The sequence below is a fragment of the Coprobacter tertius genome (assembly GCF_024330105.1).
GTDB lineage: Bacteria > Bacteroidota > Bacteroidia > Bacteroidales > Coprobacteraceae > Coprobacter > Coprobacter tertius.
This window is the reverse complement of the sequence record NZ_JANDHW010000002.1, coordinates 70,256-91,033: the sequence shown is the minus strand read 5'-3', so window position 1 is coordinate 91,033 and position 20,778 is coordinate 70,256. Positions and strand designations below refer to the sequence as shown.

Sequence of the window (20,778 nt, the reverse complement as noted above, 5' to 3'; positions counted from 1 at the left end):
TAAAATGAAAATACGGAATTTTATTATCCCCATTATACTCTGTTGTTTGTTTCCAAATTTATTTACCATATCAGCCGATAAAGAGGACCAGCAAAAAGCAGTATTTAAAAATGCTGACCAAATTTTCCGACCCAACCCGTTATGGTTTTGGAACAATAGTAAAATCGATAAAATCGAAGCCGAAAATCAGCTAACCGACTTTAAAGAAAAATGCGGTTATGGCGGAGTAAGCATACTGCCGTTCGGAGACAAATTTTCTCCCGAATATTTGTCAGAAGATTATTTCGACCTATACGGAGATATTATCAAAAAAGCAACGACTCTACAAATGAAAATGTGGATATATGACGAATACGGTTTTCCCAGCGGAAGTGCCGGTGCATACAACGCCGACAGTTATAGCCGCTTTGGAGAAAAATATCCCGAACACACCTTAAAGAGACTCGACAAAACAGAATATCGACCAACTCCCGGTAAAAACTTTATAACTGAATTATCTCAAAGTAAATTAATGGCCGCAATAGCTATGGATACCGTTACGATGCAACGTATCAATCTAAAAAGTTTTATAAACAACCACCAATTAATTTGGAACACACCGAAAGGAAATTGGAAAATCATGATCTTCACTTGCGAAAAAGGATCGGATAAAATTGTCGACTATCTCGACCCTACAGCAGTACGCAAGTTTATCGCAATGACACATGAAAAATACTACAAAAGATTCGGAAAATATTTCGGAAATACTCTCGTAGGAACATTTTTCGACGAGCCTACCCTGTATCGGGAAAACGGCCGTTGCTGGACAAAAGATTATAATGAAAAATTCGAGAAAAAATACGGTTTCTCTCCTGATTTATTATATCCTGCTTTATGGTACGATATAGGGAAAGAAACCCAAAGTGCGCGTAATTACCTATTTGGATTCAGAGCCGAACTTTATGCCACAGGATATATGAAAGAAGTAAATGACTGGAGTCATAAACACGGACTTTTAGCAACGGGACATCAAGATAATGAAGAAATTATCAATCCCGTAGGCACATCTGCCGATTTGATGAAATGTTTTAAATACCTCGAGGTCCCCGGAATCGATAAAATAGGGGGAAATCGCCCGACCGAACGGTTTTACAAAATTATAAGCTCCGCTGCCAATAACTGGAATCATTCGCTGGTCATGTCCGAAACCTACGGAGACATGGGTAATATATCTTGGGAACAAATTTTCTCGATCGCTATGGACCAATATTCAAAAGGGATTAATTTGCTTATCCCCCACGCTGTATGGTATGATACCGAAAAAGTTACATTTCGCCCCGAACTATCACATCGCAATCCCCTATACTCCGATAGCCTGAAAGCCTTTACCGACTATCTTACACGATTGAATGTATTATTACAAAACGATGCACGAACCGTAAACAATGTGGCTGTCCTCTATCCCATTCATACACTGCAAGGGGAACACTATTTCGACGGGCCTCTCGGATATTATAAAGGAGGGGTAGAAATACCCGATATGGATTATATCGATCTAGGAGTCATGCTAACCGATAAGCTGGGACGTGACTTTTCGTACCTGCACCCCGATGTCCTTTCCGAAAAATGTTCGGTATCGGGAAAATCGGTCCGATTAAATAACTCTGTACATTCCGGAAACTATTCTTATCTTGTTTTTCCATCCTGTAAAACGATATCTACTGAAAATCTGAAAAAAGCAGTTCAATTCTATAAATCAGGAGGAATTATCGTCTTTACAACTCAGCTTCCATCGAAATCAGCTGAAACAGGAAACGACACATTCGTTCAAAACACAATAAAATCTTTATTCTCGGATTGCCGGAATATCGGCGAAAACGGAAAAATCTCAACCAATAAAAAAGGAGGAAAAGTATATTATATTCCGACAATAACAGATCGAATATTCAGTCAAATACTGAATGATAGACCCGATGAAATCGAATTTAAAGGAAAGCCTTTACGTCACATACATAAAACCTCAGATAAAACGGATATTTATTTCTTCGCTAACCCTTCGGCAGAATCTATAACTACCGAAGTCATTCTTAACGATAAAAAGAATACGGAATTATGGGATCCTCATACAGGCACTATCGAGAGAGTACCCAACAAAAATACGGTCAGACTGGTTCTCGAGCCTTACAAATCTATTTTTATCGTTACCAAACAATAAGGACTATAACCACGGACGGAGTACTTTCTCTGTATCGGCCCATAAATTTTTCCGATACGGATGATGAAGTATTTTTGAAGAAAGGCGTATAGGGCGTTTACGTCCCCAATACATCCCCGAAATATTTTCCGGGACATCCCCTATAATCAATCGTAATGTACGACTAATTCCTTGCTCTGGCGAAAGGATCAGCGGTCGAAAAAAAATATCGGTTAACGGATCGAACCACCGATGCATAGTGATAATACCGGTATCGACGACTCCCGGATCAACTGCATTTACCATAATTCCGGAATCCCCAAGCCGCTGAGCGAGTTCAAGAGAAAACAATATCAATGCTTGCTTCGATGTACTATAAGAACGGAAACGATCGTAATTGCAAACATCAGGGACAAACATATGCTTTGAGACTTTTCCCAAACGATAAGTACAAGATGCGATATTCAATATATGTCCGCCTCGAGGGATCAGTGGCAATAAGCGGCATGTCAATAAAAAAGGAGCCAAATAATTTATCCCGAGATTCTGTTCAAATCCATCTTGAGTGAGCAAAAAATCACGGTTCATAACACCGGCATTATTTACCAATACCGATACCCTAATATTTTCTTCATCCAATATTCCGGTGAACGAAATAATTGAGTCGAATGAAGAAAGATCTAACCGGAGCAAACGTACCCGATCGGGACACCCTGCTGCTAATTCACGATAAACAGGCTCGGAACGAGGCAAATTACGGCATGCCATAATTACCCGATATCCTCTTTTTACAAGACTTTCTGCAAGAACTCGCCCCATACCACTATTAGCACCGGTAACGACTATCCATCCGTTACAATCCATATCGATATAACTTTGAATGACGTTTTACATATCGTATCATAAATGAGGGTATCGCTTTTGCCAGAGGTAGAAACAAATAATTAATTACACCGGGAATAACACAACGCTTTTTTGAAAACATTGCTTTAAGACCTTTACGTGCCAATCGATCAGAAGGCATCAATACTCCTAATCGTACCCCTAAACGCATTAATTTACGGCTTAAATGATATAAATTAGTAGCAACTCCTCCGGGACACACGACTGTTACTCCGACTCCTTTATCATATAACTCATTATAAACTGCTTTCGATAAGGTTATAAGGTATGATTTCGTTGCAGCATAAACCGAAATTCCCGGATACGGTAGCCAACCGGCCATAGAAGCCATATTCAAAATATATCCTTTTCCTCTCGAAGCCATTTCCCGACCGAAAAAACGACAAAGCATAGTAGCTGTCAGAATATGAAGATGCAACAGAATAGACAAACGATCTTCATCGACATCGGTGATATCTCTGAAAAAGAAAATCCCGGCATTATTAACAAGAATCTCTACCGTTATATCATTCTCTTTACAATAACCAAAAAGCTCGATAGCTGCATCCGGGGCAGATAAATCTCGGAATAAAGGCTGAACTTTGACTCCCGATTCAGAAATAAACATTTGTGCCGCATCTTCTATCTTTTCTTTCTCATTGCTTACTATCAGTAAATCAAAACCTCTTGCCGCTAACTGTCGGGCATATTCGTATCCAATCCCTGAACTCGCGCCCGTTACCAACGCAACAACACATGAGTTAACGAGACATTCCATCTTTTTCTTTAATTTTTTCTATTTCATCCCTCAATTTTCCAGGCAAACTATCCAAATGTTTATAACATGCCATTTCTCGAGAATACATACGTGCAATACAATAATTTACATGATCGCAGCCACATTTACGTTCATTCCCATCTTTCATCCGATTAACAAAATCAGGCTCATTTAATAACGCGCGTGCCATAGCTACAAATTCGAATCCCGCATCAAGTACCATATCGATTTTTTCCCGCGTAACCAAACCTCCTACATACACTAAAGGTAATTTCAATGCTTCCCTGAATTTTAAAGCATCTTCATAAAAATAGGCCTCTTTGAAGGGCTCGACCGGAATCATAAAACGTCCGCACAATTTTACCCCGTATTTCAACCACCAGGGATGCATATAATACGTCATACTTTTTAAAGGCATTTCTCCCCGCATAACATACATCGGAGCTTTACTCACAAAACCGCCGCTCAGAACAAGAGCATGCACGCCGATACGCTCGAGAGTACGACCGACTTCAAGAGCCTCATCGATTTCCATCCCCCCTTTAAAACCGTCACGCATATTCATTTTCACTAAAACAGCCATATCTCCTTTGGCCGCTTCCATCGCTTCCGATATACATATCTTCATAAACCGCATACGATTATCGAGGCTACCACCGTAATCATCATGTCTATGATTGGTATAAGGAGAAAGAAATTGACTTATTAGATAACCATGGCCAGCATGCACTTCTACCGCATCAAAACCGGCTTTCCGAGCTAACCGCACCGCATCTCCAAACTGACGAGCCATAGGTGCAAGTTCGTTTTCACGCATTCCCCTGACCCATGTAGGAGAGTAAATATTAAATCCTGAAGAAGCTGAAACCGGTATCTGACCCGCTGTCTTCCAATGCGACATATTGCCACAATGTCCTATCTGTATCGAGGCTGCGGCCCCTTCTTCATGTATAGCATCGGTAATATGCCTGAGTCCCGGTAGAATTTCCTCTCTCAACCATAACTGATGATCGAAAGAAAGACCGCTTTTCGTTACTGCCGCATAAGCCAAAGTAGTCATGCCGACTCCTCCGGCAGCAACGCTACGGTGATAATTATACAACAAATCAGAAGGTGCATTTCCGGGGCACATCCCTTCAAAAGCAGCCGCTCTTATGGTCCGGTTTCTAAGTGTAACAGGCCCAAGTTTTTCAGGCGTAAATAGTAGTGAATTATGCATTGTAAAAATTATTCTCAGGTATTAATAAACAAAAGGTATAATTCGTTTCCGTTTTTTCTGTATAAATTCCTCCCCGAACATTTCCTTATAACGACGATAAATACTATTTGCACGAGGCACCAAATTCGCAAATGTCCAGATCGCAAAAACCGCACCGGCAGGAGACCAAGTTAAAATGGCGAAACCACACCACTCAACCACTTCACCGAAATAATTTGCCGAAGTTACATACCGGAACATACCACCTTCGGGCAAATAATGCCGCGTATCTCCCGGTTTTCTCAAATTACGTATAATAGAATCGGAATGAATATTAATAGCCATACCCGCAAGGAAAATACAAATACCCACCCAAAATTGCGGAGTAAGCAACCAGTACAAATCATACATACCAGCAGGTGAAATATAAAATATCCAACCACCTTGCATAAGAGCATTTAATACATTAAAAAACATCCCCATGAGAATAATTCCTATAGGCATAGAACTTTTACCTTTAAGTAAAAAAGGATATATAAATGCTCGATTTAAATAATGTAATTGGAATAAAAAGAAAAATATAAGACAAACGATATCGGTACGGCGAGATGAGAAAAAACAAAGAATACACATGATGATAAATACAGGAGTTTCCATAATCATCCAACCAATACGATTATTTATATTCGGGCCCCACTTCCCGTCGCGCAAAATGCCATATCCCGCTTTTACAAAATATAATGTGATAAAAACAATAACGGCAATTCCCGCCATAATCCAAAGGAATAAATAATAGCGTTCTTCCATATATGAAATTCATTTTGGCTAACTCGTACAAAGATAAAAAAATAACCGCAATACAAAACTTTATAATTGAAAATAGTTTTTTCTTCTATAAAAAAAAGTCTCTGCATCTTTGAATAGAACAAAGTGCAGAGACCTAATATACTACGAGAACACAAAGTCTTTTATCAGAAAGTTACACCAAGACGAAAACCAATATTATTCAATCCGTCAAGATTATAAATCAACACATCCGATTTATTCGTGGCATAACTATAATATAAAGCAACATGGAAACCGAATGATTTATCGGGAGTAGGGAATATCGACATACCTACTTCGGGAGATACTGTGAATCCCCAACTATCGTCTTTCATCTTATATACATTATAATAAGTCGACATACGGGCATATTCCGCACCCATTTTCAATCCTATATAAGGCTCTACAACATACGTTTCGGGAAGGAAACGATAGCGGAAAGCTGCTCCGAAAGGTAATTGAAAAACAGAATGCTGCTGATCCATAGTAGCTGCCGAATGATCGTTAAGTTGTATGGTACGAGTAGGAATGTATTCATTATTGGTGTGGAATGAAATAAAAGCACCGATACCGAAATTAGGCAGCACATAATAACCGCCTTCAAAATTCATACCCCAGCCACTGGCTTTATCGGAAAATTTATTGCTCAATGGCGCATTGAACTGCCAATCGACATGTGCATATCCGTTATTGGCATTCTGTGCATTCACCCCAAAAGGTAAAGCAGCCAGACAAAAGGCTGTAGCCAAAACAACCTTTGTACATATATTCTTAATACTTTTCATATCTTTATAACAATTTTATTTTTTCAAATACGGAGACTGTACAAATGCCTGATTTACGGCTTGAATAGCAAGCTGAGTATTCACATGATTCGAACCAGAGAGCAACCCTGTCATATAAGCATCCCAAATAATCGGTAATTTTTTACGAGCATCGGGTTCATCGATTTGAAGTTTTACCATCTCTGCCAAAAGAGAACCTACATTATAACCATATACTACACGGTAGGGATAATACCATCCACCCCAGCTTCCCCAATACCAAGGATACCAGTAACCGGGATAATCCCACCACCAATAAGGATCATTATATCCGGTAAAGTAATGAGTATCTTCCACATAACTAAGTTGTAATCCGAGATCAGCCTCGTCTTTCTGATCGGTACGAGTATAACCGCGGGCATCCATATTATCTACAAAAGCATCGATAATGCTCAACGCATTTTCGTCTTTCCAGTATTTGGCTTCTTTACTTTCTCCGATAAGTAATATACTGTCCGGAATGTAATATTTGACGAAAGAGCCAAAATTCTCAGTCTTATCGTAATCGGTGTAGACAAGGAAACTGTCATCGAGTTTACCCGTATCGGGCTCTTTCTCACACGACGTGAATAAGAGTGCAACAAATAAAAAAGGAATTAATCTTTTCATATTCTTTCTTTTTAAAAGATTATTATTAGAAAATGTTCTTGTTTCAATAACAATACCGTTAACGGAAAGTTTAATATCAGCTGTTAATAAGTTTTAACGGAATTATTATAATAACTCCTGTTTTAATATGACTTTAACTAAAATACAGCCTAAAAACTCATAAAAAATCGGGTCGAAATTTGACCGGTTTATGCCATTATAAATTCTAATCATATTTATTCAGCATCAAAAATCCATTTAATTAATGAATGAACAAAAATAGGGTTGCAAAATATATAATTTATAAATTCAGATCAATTACATAAATGTTAAATTTTAGATGATAATATGTTAATTTTTACAACAAACAGCAAAACATTAAAAAATAAGAAACGAGCTTACTCAAAATTTCTTATCTACAACAAAGAAACACATTTTCTGACAATTAGCATATAATCGTCTGAATCCTAGAAAATAAATGAACCGATATCAGATTATATCGAAATATTCATATATTTGTACTCGAAAATCGATATAAATAAATATCCTCTTTCAATAAAAAGTCAGAAAGAAAACCCGAATCGAATGAGTCGTAATATCAAAAGCGGGCATATCACTAAAACCTCCGGTATACATTAGACATTATAAATTACTAAAAAGAGCATAAATTGCAATCTCCACTTTGCAAAATTGCTTTTTTTTTGTACATTTGCGCCATATATTAGTATTGCAGAATGGAGTCATTTTACAGGACACATAAATATCTGGTAGAACATGTAAATTCTCCTGTCAAAAGAGAATTAATGAAAGAAATCGACTGGAACAACCGGCTAATCGGAATAAAAGGAAGCCGGGGGGTCGGAAAAACTACATTTCTGCTCGAATATGCAAAAGAAAACTTCGGAACCGACCGCTCATGTTTATATATAAACCTCAATCATTTATATTTTACAGAACGAAGTTTGGTCGACTTTGCAGATGAGTTCAGAGTAAAAGGCGGTAAAACCCTGTTGATCGATCAGGTATTCAAATATCCCGACTGGTCGAACGAACTAAAATACTGTTATGATAATTTCCCCGATTTGAAAATTATCTTTACCGGCTCTTCGGTTATGCGTCTTAAAGAAGAAAATCCGGTATTGTCGGGATTAGTAGACTCCTATAATTTGCGTGGTTTTTCATTTAGGGAATATCTCAACCTCATGGCTGGTACGAACTTCAGATCGTATAAATTGGAAGAAATATTAAAAGACCACGTACATATCGCATCAGAAATATGCTCACGGGTAAAACCGTTAGCTTATTTCCAGGATTACCTGCACCACGGCTTTTATCCGTTCTTTCTCGAAAAACGCAATTTTTCCGAGAATCTGATAAAGACCATTAATATGACTATGGAGGTCGATATCTTATTTCTTAAACAAATAGAACTTACGTATTTGCCCAAAGTACGTAAATTACTTTATTTACTTTCAGTAAACGCACCTTCAGCGCCGAATGTAAGTCAGCTCAGTAAAGAAATACAAACTTCCCGAGCTACAGTCGTAAATTACATCAAATACCTGAAAGACGCCCGGCTGATAAATATGCTTTACCCGGTTAATGAAGAATTTCCTAAAAAACCGGCCATGGTTTATATGCATAACACCAACCTGATGTATCCCATGCGACCGTCACAAGTTGAAGCACAAGCTGTAAGAGAAACTTTTTTTTACAATACATTACATAAAGATAACCATCTGAACAAAGGTGAAAAAAACGCCCAGTTCCTGGTAAATAAAAAATATAATTTCAAGATAGAAGGAGAAAATACAAGAGGACGCAATAATCCCGATTTTTATTATGTCACCGATCTGATCGAAACAGGAGGTGAAAATAAAATTCCGCTTTGGATATTCGGTCTTTTATATTGATTACCATATCAATGAATAATTAAATTTTTAAATCATCAAATATAATTTAGAATATGACCAAACAAAAAAAAATGTTAACCTGTGATGGTAACCAAGCAGCTGCACATATCTCATATATGTTTAGCGAAGTCGCTGCGATTTACCCCATTACTCCCTCTTCGACTATGGCTGAATACGTAGACGAATGGGCTGCCGCAGGACGTAAAAACATCTTCGGCGAAACTGTTTTAGTACAAGAAATGCAATCAGAAGCCGGAGCGGCAGGTGCTGTTCACGGTTCTTTACAGGCCGGTGCTCTAACAACAACCTATACAGCATCGCAGGGATTGTTGTTGATGATCCCCAACATGTATAAAATTGCAGGAGAATTTCTTCCCTGTGTTTTCCACGTATCAGCCCGTACCATTGCGTCCCATGCACTTTGTATTTTCGGAGATCATCAGGATGTAATGTCTGCCCGCCAAACCGGATTCGCAATGTTGGCTGAAGGTTCGGTACAGGAAGTTATGGACCTTGCCGGGGTTGCTCACCTTTCGACGATTAAATCACGTGTACCTTTTGTTAACTTCTTCGACGGTTTCCGTACTTCACACGAAATACAAAAAATCGAGATGCTCGACAACGAAGACCTGGCTCCGCTTATCGACCAAAAAGCCTTGCAGGAGTTCCGCAACCGAGCTCTTAATCCCGAATCTCCGGTAGCCCGCGGTATGGCAGAAAATCCCGATACATTCTTCCAACACAGAGAATCTTGTAATCCTTATTACGAATCGGTTCCTGCTATCGTAGAAGAATATATGAACGAAATTTCAAAAATTACCGGACGTAAATACGGTTTGTTCGATTACTACGGAGCCGAAGACGCCGATCGCGTTATTATCGCTATGGGTTCTGTAACGGAAGCTGCCCGTGAAGCTATCGACTATTTGATATCGAAAGGAGAAAAAGTAGGTTTGGTTTCGGTACATTTGTATCGTCCTTTCTCTGCAAAGCATTTCCTGGCAGCTGTTCCCAAAACAGCAAAACGCATCGCTGTTCTCGATCGTACCAAAGAACCGGGTGCAACTGGAGAACCTCTTTATCTCGATGTTAAAGACGTATTTTACGGAAAAGAAAATGCTCCTGAAATTGTCGGAGGCCGTTATGGACTCGGGTCGAAAGATACGACTCCGTCTCAGATCCTTTCGGTATTCGAGAACCTGTCGTTACCCATGCCAAAAAATAATTTTACGATCGGTATTGTAGACGATGTAACATTTACTTCTCTGCCGCAAAAAGAAGAAATCGCGTTAGGTGGCGAAGGCATGTTCGAAGCTAAATTTTTCGGATTAGGTGCCGACGGTACGGTAGGAGCTAACAAAAACTCAGTAAAAATCATCGGTGATAACACCGACAAACATTGTCAGGCATATTTCTCTTACGACTCTAAAAAGTCAGGTGGCTTCACATGCTCTCACCTTCGTTTCGGTGATAACCCCATTCGTTCTACTTACCTTGTAAATACGCCTAATTTCGTAGCATGCCACGTACAGGCATACCTGCGCATGTATGACGTTACCCGTGGTTTACGTGAGAACGGAACGTTCCTGTTAAATACAATCTGGAGTGAAGACGAGCTGGCAAAACACCTACCTAACAAAGTAAAACGCTACTTCGCACAAAAAAACATATCGGTTTATTATATCAACGCAACGCAGATCGCTCAAGAAATCGGATTAGGAAATCGTACCAACACAATTTTGCAATCGGCATTCTTCCGTATTACCGAAGTTATTCCAGTTGATCTTGCTATAGAACAGATGAAGAAATTCATCGTTAAATCTTATGGAAAGAAAGGCGAAGATGTCGTAAATAAAAACTATGCTGCTGTCGATCGCGGTGGTGAATACAAAAAATTAACAGTTGATCCGGCATGGGCCAATCTTCCCGATGACGAAGTGGTATCGAACAACGACCCGGCTTTCATCAACGAAGTAGTACGTCCTATCAACGCACAAGACGGAGACCTGCTTCCTGTTTCGGCATTTAAAGGAATCGAAGACGGTACCTGGCCTCAGGGTACAGCTAAATACGAAAAACGCGGGGTTGCGGCTTTCGTTCCCGAATGGACTCCCGAAAACTGTATTCAATGTAATAAATGCGCCTATGTTTGTCCTCACGCTTCGATACGTCCGTTCGTTCTCGATGCAAAAGAACAGGAAGGTGCTAACTTCCCCTCGATAAAAGCTGTAGGTAAAGCTTTTGACGGAATGACTTTCCGCATTCAGGTAGATGTACTCGACTGTTTGGGTTGTGGTAATTGTGCCGATGTATGTCCGGGTAACAAAAACGGAAAAGCACTTGCCATGAAAGCGCTTGAAACCCAGTTAGATCAGGTTCCGAACTGGAACTACTGTATAGAAGACGTGAAAAGCAAGCAACATCTGGTAGATGTCAAAGCCAACGTGAAAAATTCACAGTTTGCTACACCGCTCTTCGAATTCTCAGGAGCATGCTCTGGTTGCGGTGAAACACCGTATGTAAAACTTATCTCACAACTTTTCGGTGACCGCGAAATGGTATCGAATGCAACAGGATGTTCTTCGATCTATTCTGGTTCTATACCTTCTACTCCTTATACGACTAACGAAAAAGGCCATGGCGTAGCATGGGCGAACTCATTGTTCGAAGACTTTGCAGAATTCGGTATGGGTATGGTTCTCGCCGTAGAAAAAATGCGTGAACGTCTCGTAAAACTGATGACACAAGCCATAGAAAGCGATTCTTGCCCTGCCGACCTGAAAGACCTTTTCACACAATGGATTGCCGATAAGGAAAACACCGACCGTTCGATCGAACTCGAAGCTCAAATCACTCCGATCGTAAAAGCCAATGCCGATAAATGCGAAATTTGTAAAGAAATCGCTTCGCTATCGAAATACCTCATCAAGAAATCACAATGGATTATCGGTGGTGACGGCGCTTCATACGATATCGGTTTCGGTGGCCTCGATCACGTACTGGCTTCAGGCAAAAATGTAAATATACTCGTTCTCGATACCGAAGTATATTCCAATACTGGTGGGCAGGCTTCAAAAGCCACTCCGGTAGGAGCAATCGCAAAATTCGCTGCAGCCGGAAAACGTATCCGTAAAAAAGATTTGGGACTTATCGCATCTACTTACGGTTATGTATATTGCGCTCAAATTGCTATGGGAGCCGATCAGGCACAAACCCTAAAAGCGATACGCGAAGCCGAAGCATACGACGGACCATCTATTATCATTGCTTATTCACCCTGTATCAACCACGGATTAAAGAAAGGTATGGGTAAATCGCAGGCCGAAGAAGCTGCTGCCGTAGAATGCGGATACTGGCAATTATGGCGTTATAATCCTGCTCTCGAAGAAGAAGGAAAAAATCCGTTTACATTAGACAGCAAAGAACCTCAATGGGATAAATTCAAAGACTTCCTCAAAGGAGAGGTACGTTACGCTTCCGTAATGAAACAATATCCTGCAGAAGCCGATGAACTTTTCGACGCTGCAATGAAAAATGCTAAATGGAGATATAACAACTATAAACGTTTGGCCAAACAACAATGGGGTGTAGAACAGGAAGATTAATCTTCACCCGACATTCTAAAAAAGACAGGGAGTTATCCCTGTCTTTTTTATTTCATTATATCCATAATCTTACCGTATTTTATTATATTTGCAAAAATGACAATCAGTAATCGATTGTCTGAGAAATATTTCATCACATTACCTAATAACCAATGAAAAAAATCTTATTTGCAGCATGCTGCTCCCTGTTGATGGTATGCCCTTCTAAGGCTGCCAATTCCGGTAAAGATCAACCGATATACCAAAACAACCGGTATCCTCTGCTTACAAAACCGTATATGGAACTTCCCTTAGGAGCGATTACTCCTACCGGATGGTTAGAAGAACAACTCGTTAGAATGCGGGATGGCCTAACCGGAAATCTCGATGAGATTTATCCACAAGTCATGGGACCCCGTAACGGATGGCTGGGGGGAGATGGCGATGTATGGGAACGCGGCCCGTACTGGATTGACGGTCTCCTGCCGTTAGCATATATTCTAAAAGACAAAGAGATGATCGCGAAAGTACAACCGTGGATCGAGTGGACTTTAGCATCTCAAAAAGAAAACGGTTACTTCGGCCCCGATACCGACCGCAGTTACGAACCGGGATTACAACGGGACAACTCGAAAGACTGGTGGCCTAAAATGGTTATGCTAAAAGTAATGCAACAATATTACATGGCAACGCAGGATAAACGAGTGATCGATTTCTTAACAAATTATTTTAAATACCAACTTGAAGAACTTCCCCAAAATCCCCTTGGCAGATGGACATTTTGGGCCGAACAACGTGGCGGTGACAACCTTCTCATCGTGTACTGGTTGTATAATATAACCGGAGATAAATTTTTACTCGATCTGGGTGAACTCATACACAAACAAACATTTAACTGGACCGATATTTTTCTCAACCAAGATCATTTATATCGCCAAAACAGCCTGCATTGCGTAAATCTGGCACAAGGATTTAAAGAGCCGGTTATTTATTGGCAATATAGTAAAGATCCCAATCACATCGATGCTGTAAAAAAAGCAGTTCGCACAATAAGGCATACAATCGGATTCCCGACCGGATTGTGGGGTGGCGACGAACTATTACAATTCGGTAACCCCACACAGGGTTCTGAACTTTGCACTGCGGTAGAAATGATGTATTCTCTCGAAGAAATGCTGAAAGTTACAGGTGATGTACAATGGGCCGACCATTTAGAACGAGTTACCTACAATGCGTTACCTACTCAAGTATCAGACGACTTTAAAGGGCGCCAATATTATCAACAAGTAAATCAAGTAACGGTGACCCCGGCATTCCGTAACTTTACTACTCCTCATGACGATACCGATATTCTTTTCGGTACACTTACCGGATATCCATGTTGTACCTCAAACCTGCATCAAGGATGGCCGAAATTTGTACAAAACCTTTGGTATGCGACTGATGATAACGGAATTGCCGCTATGGTATATGCCCCCTGTAAAGTTACGGCAAAAGTAGCAGGCAATATAATGGTGAATATCACAGAAACAACAAATTATCCATTCGACGAAAAAATAAATCTGAAACTTTCTTTTGCCGATAAAAAGACTAAATCGGCTGCGTTTCCGGTTCATTTCAGAATTCCCGAATGGTGTAAAAAACCAATAGTACGGCTCAACGGGCAAGAAGTTTCACCTGAACTCTTCGCAAAAAATACAATGCGAATCAATCGAGAATGGAAAAATGGAGATAATATAAGTATCGAATTTCCGGCAGAAGTCAAAGCCAGCTATTGGTATAATAATGCAGCCGTTATCGAACGTGGACCTCTGATTTATGCCTTGAAAATGGATGAAAAATGGGAGAAAAAAGATCTTCCTGAAAACAGAAAAGGCCAATATGGAGACTGGTATTACGAAGTAACTTCCAATTCACCATGGAACTACGCCCTTTTGAGCCACAATCTACAGAAAGAAAATATAGCTAAAGAATTTATTGTTGAAAAGAAAGAAACAATAAGTAATTATCCGTGGACAGCTACCGAAGCTCCTATTGTAATAAAAACAAAAGGAAAAGAAGTTCCCCGATGGAAACTGTATAATGGTATGGTAGGACCTATCAATTATCTGACCCAACATAATAACGATGGCGGTGAAATAAGAGACATACAACTTATTCCGTACGGGTGTACCACTCTAAGAATAACTGAGTTTCCAGTACGATAAGCAATAAAATAACGATCAATAAAAAAACTCCTGCGATTTTATCGCAGGAGTTTTTTTATTGCCTACTCTCAGCAAGAACACCCATTAATAAAGTAAAATACGACATACAGGAGTTAAAAATTTAATCAACAGGTCAGTATCTTTTCTGTATTTTAATATCAGAGCCAATATTCCATTCCAAAAAATAAATACCGAAAACGGGTATGAAATCATAATAAGAAAAACAGGACACTCAGGAGAAACGAAGACCAGCATTAGAGATATCCTAACAATGCGACCAATAGAGCAAATTCTGTTGAATATAGCCACAACCATATATACATTAGTATTCAGTAAATACCAAACGCTATATTATTTATTTCTATACTTAATTTTCATTATTCATCTCTTCAATAAATAATACTTGCAATAAACTATTTTTCATATCAAAAAAGAACAATAATACGACAGAATAAAGAAAAATTCAGAGATTACTTTGCCGTATTTTATAATTATGCAAATCACAAATAAACAAAAGTTTAAAAAATAAGCATCAAATATCGCATTTTGCTACTAAAACCGATTTTAAAAATATTTTTGTTGTTTTTATCAACAAAATACTTGCATTTATAATAGATTTTATTGTACCTTTGCATTGGAACGAAAGAACCGTATGATTATTCAATACAAAACGGTTTCCAGTAAGAATAAAATATTAAATGAATTATAAACTATATAATAAAGTAAGAATATGAATGTACAAAATGTTTTAAGCGAACTCAAAAGACGCTTTCCCAACGAACCTGAATATCATCAGGCGGTAGAAGAAGTATTATCGACCATTGAAGATGCCTATAACGAGCATCCTGAATTCGATCGTTATAACCTGATCGAAAGACTTTGCATACCCGATCGTATTTTCTCTTTCCGCGTAACCTGGATCGATGATAAAGGAAAAGTTCAGACAAATATGGGCTATCGAGTACAACATAATAACGCCATTGGCCCGTATAAAGGAGGGATCCGATTCCATTCTTCCGTCAATTTATCTATTTTGAAGTTCCTTGCTTTCGAACAAACATTCAAAAATTCATTAACAACATTGCCTATGGGTGGCGGTAAAGGAGGTTCCGATTTCAGCCCGAAAGGAAAATCAGATACGGAAATCATGCGTTTTTGCCAGGCTTTCGTTACCGAACTTTGGCGCCATATCGGTCCCGATACCGATGTTCCGGCCGGAGATATCGGTGTAGGAGGACGAGAAGTCAGCTATATGTATGGCATGTACAAAAAACTGGCTCGTGAAAATACAGGAACATTTACCGGTAAAGGTCTCGAATTCGGAGGATCTCTCATCCGCCCGGAAGCTACCGGATACGGCAATGTCTATTTCCTTCTCGAAATGCTGAAAACTCGCAATATCGATATAAAAGGCAAAGTAGTCGCTATCTCAGGATCGGGTAATGTAGCACAATATACAGCAGAAAAATTGATCAGTCTGGGTGCTAAAGTCATTACTATGTCCGATAGCAACGGTTATATCTACGATCCGGATGGAATCGACGAAAAGAAATTGAAATATATTTTCGAACTGAAGAATCTTTATCGTGGACGTATTAAAGAATATGCTGAAGAGTTCGGTTGCAAATATGTTGAAGGAGGCCGCCCGTGGAGCGAAAAATGCGATATTGCGATGCCAAGCGCTACACAAAACGAACTCGACGGAGACGATGCACGACAACTTATCGAAAACGGTTGTTTTGCTGTATCTGAAGGGGCTAACATGCCTTCGACTCCCGAAGCGATTAATCTTTTCCTCGAAAAGAAAATTCTGTATGCACCCGGAAAAGCCGCAAACGCAGGAGGTGTATCGGTCAGCGGACTCGAAATGACACAAAATGCGATTAAACTAAGCTGGACCGCCGAAGAGGTAGACAACCGATTGAAACAAATTATGTACGACATACATACACAATGTTGTCGTTACGGTAAAGAAGCCGATGGCTACATAAACTATGTAAAAGGTGCGAATGTCGCCGGATTTATGAAAGTTGCAAAAGCAATGATGGCTCAAGGTGTACTCTAAAAAATAAGCCGTAATTCACTATAAATATTAAAAACGCAGGTAGGATATAATCTTATCTGCGTTTTTTATAAAACCGTAAAATACGATTGACTCAACAGGATTTTCAATTATAAATTATTCTTAAATCACCATTAATGCAATACTAAGATAGCAATTTATTCCTATTTTTGCAATTTCGAGTTTACAATTATACATTTACTTAATCATTATTCTTTTTCGACATGAAGTCAAAAAACTTGAAATTCGACGAAATAAACGAAGGTTTTACGATAAAAGAAGCCATTGAAGAAGCAAAGCGATGCTTAAACTGTAAAAATCCAGCTTGTATCAAAGGATGCCCTATCGAAAACAATATCCCACTATTTATCAATCAATTATCTATGGGTAACATGGGAGCAGCAATACACATTATCAATGAAAAAAGCAACTTGCCTGCAATTTGCGGCAGGGTATGCCCACACGAAAAACAATGTGTTGGTCATTGCGTACTGAATGCAAAAGGAATGCCCATAAATATCGGTAAATTAGAACGTTTTGCCGCAGATTTCGACGAAGATATGGGGCTTATTAAAGAGCGGCTACCCCAAAAAGGTCGAGGAAAAGTCGCAGTGATAGGTTCTGGTCCGGCAGGACTTACTGTTGCGGGAGACCTCGCTCGAGAAGGTTTTAATGTCGTAATATACGAAAGTCAGCCCGAACCAGGAGGAGTTCTGATGTACGGTATTCCCGAATACCGTTTACCAAAAGAAGTCGTAAAGAAAGAAATAAAAAAGATAGAAGCGCTTGGAGTTACATTTTTTACACATACCGTTATTGGAAAGAACATTACCGTCGACGATATCTTCGAACAGGGCTACGATGCCGTATTCATAGGCTCGGGCACCGCCCTACCCAAAGCTCTCGAAATACCCGGCTATATGGCAAAGGGCATTATACAATCATCCTATTTTTTACGTATGGTAAATTTATTCAATGCGGGAAATATAGGACGAGAAGAAGTCCCCGTAAAAACAGGAGAAACGATAGGTGTAATTGGCTGTGGAAATGTAGGTATCGACGCTGCCCGTACAGCATTACGTATGGGAGCTTCAAAAGTAAAAATAATATATCATCGCACAGAAAAAGAAATGAGCGCTTTAAAAAGCGAATATGAAGAAGCAGTAAAAGAAGGCGTAGAGTTTCTATGGAATACAAATCCGAAAGAGTTTGTGACTGATGATAAAAATATTTTACGAGGAATCAAAGCTAAAACAGCCAAAGGTGAAAAAAAATTCACTTTGGATAGAATCCTTTTGGCAGTCGGTTCCCGCCCTGCCAACCGTATTGTTTCCACGACATCGGGTATCGAAGTAGATAATGCAGGATATGTAATAACCAAAGAAAAACCCTACGGAATGACAACACGTAAAGGAGTATTTGCCGGTGGAGACGTGGTACATACACCCCAAACTGTCGTTCTGGCAATGAAAGAAGCCAAACAAGTAGCCAAAGGTATCGCCCAATATATAGATGCAAAAAAATTACTTGAAGAATAATTCCCTTCTGTTAATCGTACCTTATATTAAAAAAATCGATAAAATAAATGCCGGTAGCTTAAATATGCGACCGGCATTTATATAAATATATCGTAAATAAAATTAGTCTTTCACCTCCAATTCATCGATCACACGACGTGCGCCCACATATCGTTTCGCATAATACTGGGAATTACTCGAATCTTCACAAATCCCTTTCGAGCAAGACGCATGAATAAATTTAAATCCGCCCTCGGGTAATACTTCAGAAACCAACCCTACATGACCGATACGGGACGACCCCGAATTACGACCTTTAAAAAACACGAGATCTCCCGGCTGAAGTTCATTTTTCTCCACTGCTTTACCCTGCTGGTACTGAGAAGAAGATGATGAATTCAATTTAAGAGAAACAACCTTATTGAAAACATAGCTGGTAAATCCCGAACAATCGAAACTCCGAGGACCTTTACTTCCGCTTCTGTAAGGGCGTCCCTTCAATGAATAAGCATAACTTAACAAGTTTTCGATAATATCGTTACCTTTTTTATTTAATGACGGTACTAAAGCCTGTACCATAGATGAAGCCTTTGCCAGTTCTTCGATACTATATTCAAAAGGTTGTTTATTTTTAGGTGGATCCTGAATGAAATTCGCGGCCGATATTTCATTGTCAACCGAAATAAACGGACCACAAAACATGAATGTAAATATCAGGAATAATGCAGTTTTTAAATACGAATTTTCCATTTTTATGGGTATATAACTTACATGCACCTTACAAAATTAACCAAATATTTATACAAATGCAAACTGAAAACTCATTTTTAAAAACAAGAGAAATTTATTTCAACTTATTAACGAATCTGCAAATTCATCGGATAAAAAAATGCGAGAATTAGTCGAGGCTTAAATATCTTCTCCGAGTAGAAAAATATCTAATACCGGTTAAAATGCTTCATTAATATTAAACATAAAACCGGTACATTTTTTTCCGAACCCCAAATCGAGACGAACATTCACACGCTTTTTAAATTCCCATCGGTATCCGAAACCGAAATTAGGCAGTGTATGACGCCACTCAAAAGTACGAAAATCTTTATAAACATTTCCGGCTCCCGCCCATATGGCAATACCGTTACGACGCCAGATATGCTGACGCAACTCTACCTGGAATTCGGTAATATTATTATCCCGGTACTGCCCCTCATAATATCCGCGCATCCGGTAAGCTCCCCCCAAACGAGACATCATTGTCCAAGGAACCGACTCGCCATAATTGAACTGAGCATGTATATCGAAGGCAAGGATACCGCCATTCCACACTTTCTTAAAAAAATCAGCGACGAAATCGGTACGGTAAAAAACATTTTTATTTCCTAAAAAACCGGGATAAAGATTCTGTTCGAGTTTCAGATATACCCCTTTATACGCATTAGTTATATTATCTCGAGTATCGTATTGTATCGAAGCTCCTACACCATAAGAAAGGGTCTTATATGATTGCCCCCGAAGTAACTCTGGTTTAGAGAAATCTTTCCCTTCTACATAATCGAAACTTGCCGAAGGGCCGGCATATAACCCTTTTTTTATTCTAAACAAAAAATCGACCTTGATCTGATTTTGCAACCTCTTATAATTACTCTTATTATCTTTATTAGCCCCATCGTTATATCCCATCCCCCAGAAGTAACCAGGAAAAGAGAAAAAATAAAGATTGTACAATAACCGATATTTGTCCTTGGGAAAAAGATGCGTTCCCTTTATTCCTAATAAATAAAAACCGGTGGTTGAAACATCTCCGTAAAGCGAAACGTTAGAGGGAGGCATGATCGTATCGTGAAGATCGGTCGTATAAAGGCCGGCGGCAACCAAACCGATACCGAATTGCGTATCGTTAGAATAATGCGGACCGCCGATAATACTAAAATCGAATTTTTTTCGGGGTTTCGGTTTATTTGCATCTGCAAAATAGCCTATAAATTTCTGCCAGGCATTACGCTTTTGCACTGTTGTATCAGGAGAAATACTTATCGTCGTATCGGGTAAATGAACATTATCCGTAATCATTTTTTGCGCCGTAACCGACATACATAATAATCCAAACAATAAAATAGTAAGGAAATGCTTTACCCACTTCATTCTTTATATATAAATATATATAACCACTTTAGGACAGTCCATGTTCGCATAGGTCCTAATTACCTCAATCAATAATCGGAAATAC

At 39.2% G+C, this 20,778-nt stretch carries 14 protein-coding genes; 6 read left to right on the top strand and 8 right to left on the bottom strand.

The window, feature by feature from the left end:
• The first annotated feature begins 4 nt into the window (after positions 1-4).
• Entirely contained in the window at positions 5-2,194 is a 2,190-nt protein-coding gene (locus NMU02_RS02300; protein ID WP_255025556.1) for a glycosyl hydrolase, read from the top strand.
• A gap of 3 nt (positions 2,195-2,197) precedes the next feature.
• Here NMU02_RS02300 and NMU02_RS02295 read toward each other — a convergent pair whose 3' ends face one another.
• The 6 genes from NMU02_RS02295 to NMU02_RS02270 form a co-directional block, all read right to left on the bottom strand.
• Positions 2,198-3,037: an SDR family NAD(P)-dependent oxidoreductase gene (locus NMU02_RS02295; protein WP_255025555.1), complete on the bottom strand. Its 840-nt coding sequence runs from the start codon at positions 3,035-3,037 to the stop codon at positions 2,198-2,200.
• Complete coding sequence (locus tag NMU02_RS02290; RefSeq protein WP_255025553.1) at positions 3,027-3,833, bottom strand: SDR family NAD(P)-dependent oxidoreductase; 807 nt, start codon at positions 3,831-3,833, stop codon at positions 3,027-3,029. The genes NMU02_RS02295 and NMU02_RS02290 overlap by 11 nt, the downstream gene beginning before the upstream one ends.
• Entirely contained in the window at positions 3,817-5,052 is a 1,236-nt protein-coding gene (locus NMU02_RS02285) for an NADH:flavin oxidoreductase (RefSeq protein WP_255025549.1), read from the bottom strand. Before NMU02_RS02285 ends, NMU02_RS02290 begins: the two co-directional genes overlap by 17 nt.
• A gap of 21 nt (positions 5,053-5,073) precedes the next feature.
• Positions 5,074-5,838: a DUF1295 domain-containing protein gene (locus tag NMU02_RS02280; protein ID WP_255025548.1), complete on the bottom strand. Its 765-nt coding sequence runs from the start codon at positions 5,836-5,838 to the stop codon at positions 5,074-5,076.
• Positions 5,839-6,002: 164 nt separating this feature from the next.
• Positions 6,003-6,641: an outer membrane beta-barrel protein gene (locus NMU02_RS02275; protein WP_255025547.1), complete on the bottom strand. Its 639-nt coding sequence runs from the start codon at positions 6,639-6,641 to the stop codon at positions 6,003-6,005.
• A gap of 15 nt (positions 6,642-6,656) precedes the next feature.
• Complete coding sequence (locus tag NMU02_RS02270) at positions 6,657-7,289, bottom strand: DUF4136 domain-containing protein (protein WP_255025546.1); 633 nt, start codon at positions 7,287-7,289, stop codon at positions 6,657-6,659.
• A 713-nt stretch (positions 7,290-8,002) separates the two neighbouring features.
• Here NMU02_RS02270 and NMU02_RS02265 point away from each other — a divergent pair.
• The 5 genes from NMU02_RS02265 to NMU02_RS02245 all read left to right on the top strand — a co-directional run bounded on the left by NMU02_RS02265 (position 8,003) and on the right by NMU02_RS02245 (position 18,572).
• Entirely contained in the window at positions 8,003-9,181 is a 1,179-nt protein-coding gene (locus tag NMU02_RS02265) for an ATP-binding protein (RefSeq protein WP_255025544.1), read from the top strand.
• A 53-nt stretch (positions 9,182-9,234) separates the two neighbouring features.
• A complete protein-coding gene (nifJ, locus tag NMU02_RS02260) occupies positions 9,235-12,786 on the top strand; it encodes a pyruvate:ferredoxin (flavodoxin) oxidoreductase (RefSeq protein WP_255025543.1) in 3,552 nt (1,183 codons plus the stop codon).
• Positions 12,787-12,938: 152 nt separating this feature from the next.
• Positions 12,939-14,972, top strand: a complete 2,034-nt coding sequence (locus tag NMU02_RS02255; protein ID WP_435522004.1) for a beta-L-arabinofuranosidase domain-containing protein — start codon at positions 12,939-12,941, stop codon at positions 14,970-14,972.
• Positions 14,973-15,702: 730 nt separating this feature from the next.
• Positions 15,703-17,037, top strand: a complete 1,335-nt coding sequence (locus NMU02_RS02250; protein ID WP_255025542.1) for an NADP-specific glutamate dehydrogenase — start codon at positions 15,703-15,705, stop codon at positions 17,035-17,037.
• A gap of 221 nt (positions 17,038-17,258) precedes the next feature.
• On the top strand, positions 17,259-18,572 hold the full coding sequence (locus NMU02_RS02245) for an NAD(P)-dependent oxidoreductase (RefSeq protein WP_255025541.1): 1,314 nt from the start codon (positions 17,259-17,261) through the stop codon (positions 18,570-18,572).
• A gap of 102 nt (positions 18,573-18,674) precedes the next feature.
• Here NMU02_RS02245 and NMU02_RS02240 read toward each other — a convergent pair whose 3' ends face one another.
• The gene (locus NMU02_RS02240; RefSeq protein WP_255025539.1) at positions 18,675-19,301 is read right to left on the bottom strand and encodes a C40 family peptidase; all 627 of its coding nucleotides are present in this window, start codon (positions 19,299-19,301) and stop codon (positions 18,675-18,677) included.
• A gap of 198 nt (positions 19,302-19,499) precedes the next feature.
• The gene (locus NMU02_RS02235; RefSeq protein ID WP_435522003.1) at positions 19,500-20,693 is read right to left on the bottom strand and encodes a BamA/TamA family outer membrane protein; all 1,194 of its coding nucleotides are present in this window, start codon (positions 20,691-20,693) and stop codon (positions 19,500-19,502) included.
• Between the last annotated feature and the right edge of the window lie 85 nt (positions 20,694-20,778).

What these genes read in the sequence shown, in the direction of transcription:
- NMU02_RS02300 (WP_255025556.1), top strand. Translation starts at nt 5, where the DNA reads ATGAAAATACGGAATTTTATTATCCCCATTATACTCTGTTGTTTGTTT.
- NMU02_RS02295 (WP_255025555.1), bottom strand. Translation starts at nt 3,037, where the DNA reads ATGGATTGTAACGGATGGATAGTCGTTACCGGTGCTAATAGTGGTATG.
- NMU02_RS02290 (WP_255025553.1), bottom strand. Translation starts at nt 3,833, where the DNA reads ATGGAATGTCTCGTTAACTCATGTGTTGTTGCGTTGGTAACGGGCGCG.
- NMU02_RS02285 (WP_255025549.1), bottom strand. Translation starts at nt 5,052, where the DNA reads ATGCATAATTCACTACTATTTACGCCTGAAAAACTTGGGCCTGTTACA.
- NMU02_RS02280 (WP_255025548.1), bottom strand. Translation starts at nt 5,838, where the DNA reads ATGGAAGAACGCTATTATTTATTCCTTTGGATTATGGCGGGAATTGCC.
- NMU02_RS02275 (WP_255025547.1), bottom strand. Translation starts at nt 6,641, where the DNA reads ATGAAAAGTATTAAGAATATATGTACAAAGGTTGTTTTGGCTACAGCC.
- NMU02_RS02270 (WP_255025546.1), bottom strand. Translation starts at nt 7,289, where the DNA reads ATGAAAAGATTAATTCCTTTTTTATTTGTTGCACTCTTATTCACGTCG.
- NMU02_RS02265 (WP_255025544.1), top strand. Translation starts at nt 8,003, where the DNA reads ATGGAGTCATTTTACAGGACACATAAATATCTGGTAGAACATGTAAAT.
- nifJ (WP_255025543.1), top strand. Translation starts at nt 9,235, where the DNA reads ATGACCAAACAAAAAAAAATGTTAACCTGTGATGGTAACCAAGCAGCT.
- NMU02_RS02255 (WP_435522004.1), top strand. Translation starts at nt 12,939, where the DNA reads ATGAAAAAAATCTTATTTGCAGCATGCTGCTCCCTGTTGATGGTATGC.
- NMU02_RS02250 (WP_255025542.1), top strand. Translation starts at nt 15,703, where the DNA reads ATGAATGTACAAAATGTTTTAAGCGAACTCAAAAGACGCTTTCCCAAC.
- NMU02_RS02245 (WP_255025541.1), top strand. Translation starts at nt 17,259, where the DNA reads ATGAAGTCAAAAAACTTGAAATTCGACGAAATAAACGAAGGTTTTACG.
- NMU02_RS02240 (WP_255025539.1), bottom strand. Translation starts at nt 19,301, where the DNA reads ATGGAAAATTCGTATTTAAAAACTGCATTATTCCTGATATTTACATTC.
- NMU02_RS02235 (WP_435522003.1), bottom strand. Translation starts at nt 20,693, where the DNA reads ATGAAGTGGGTAAAGCATTTCCTTACTATTTTATTGTTTGGATTATTA.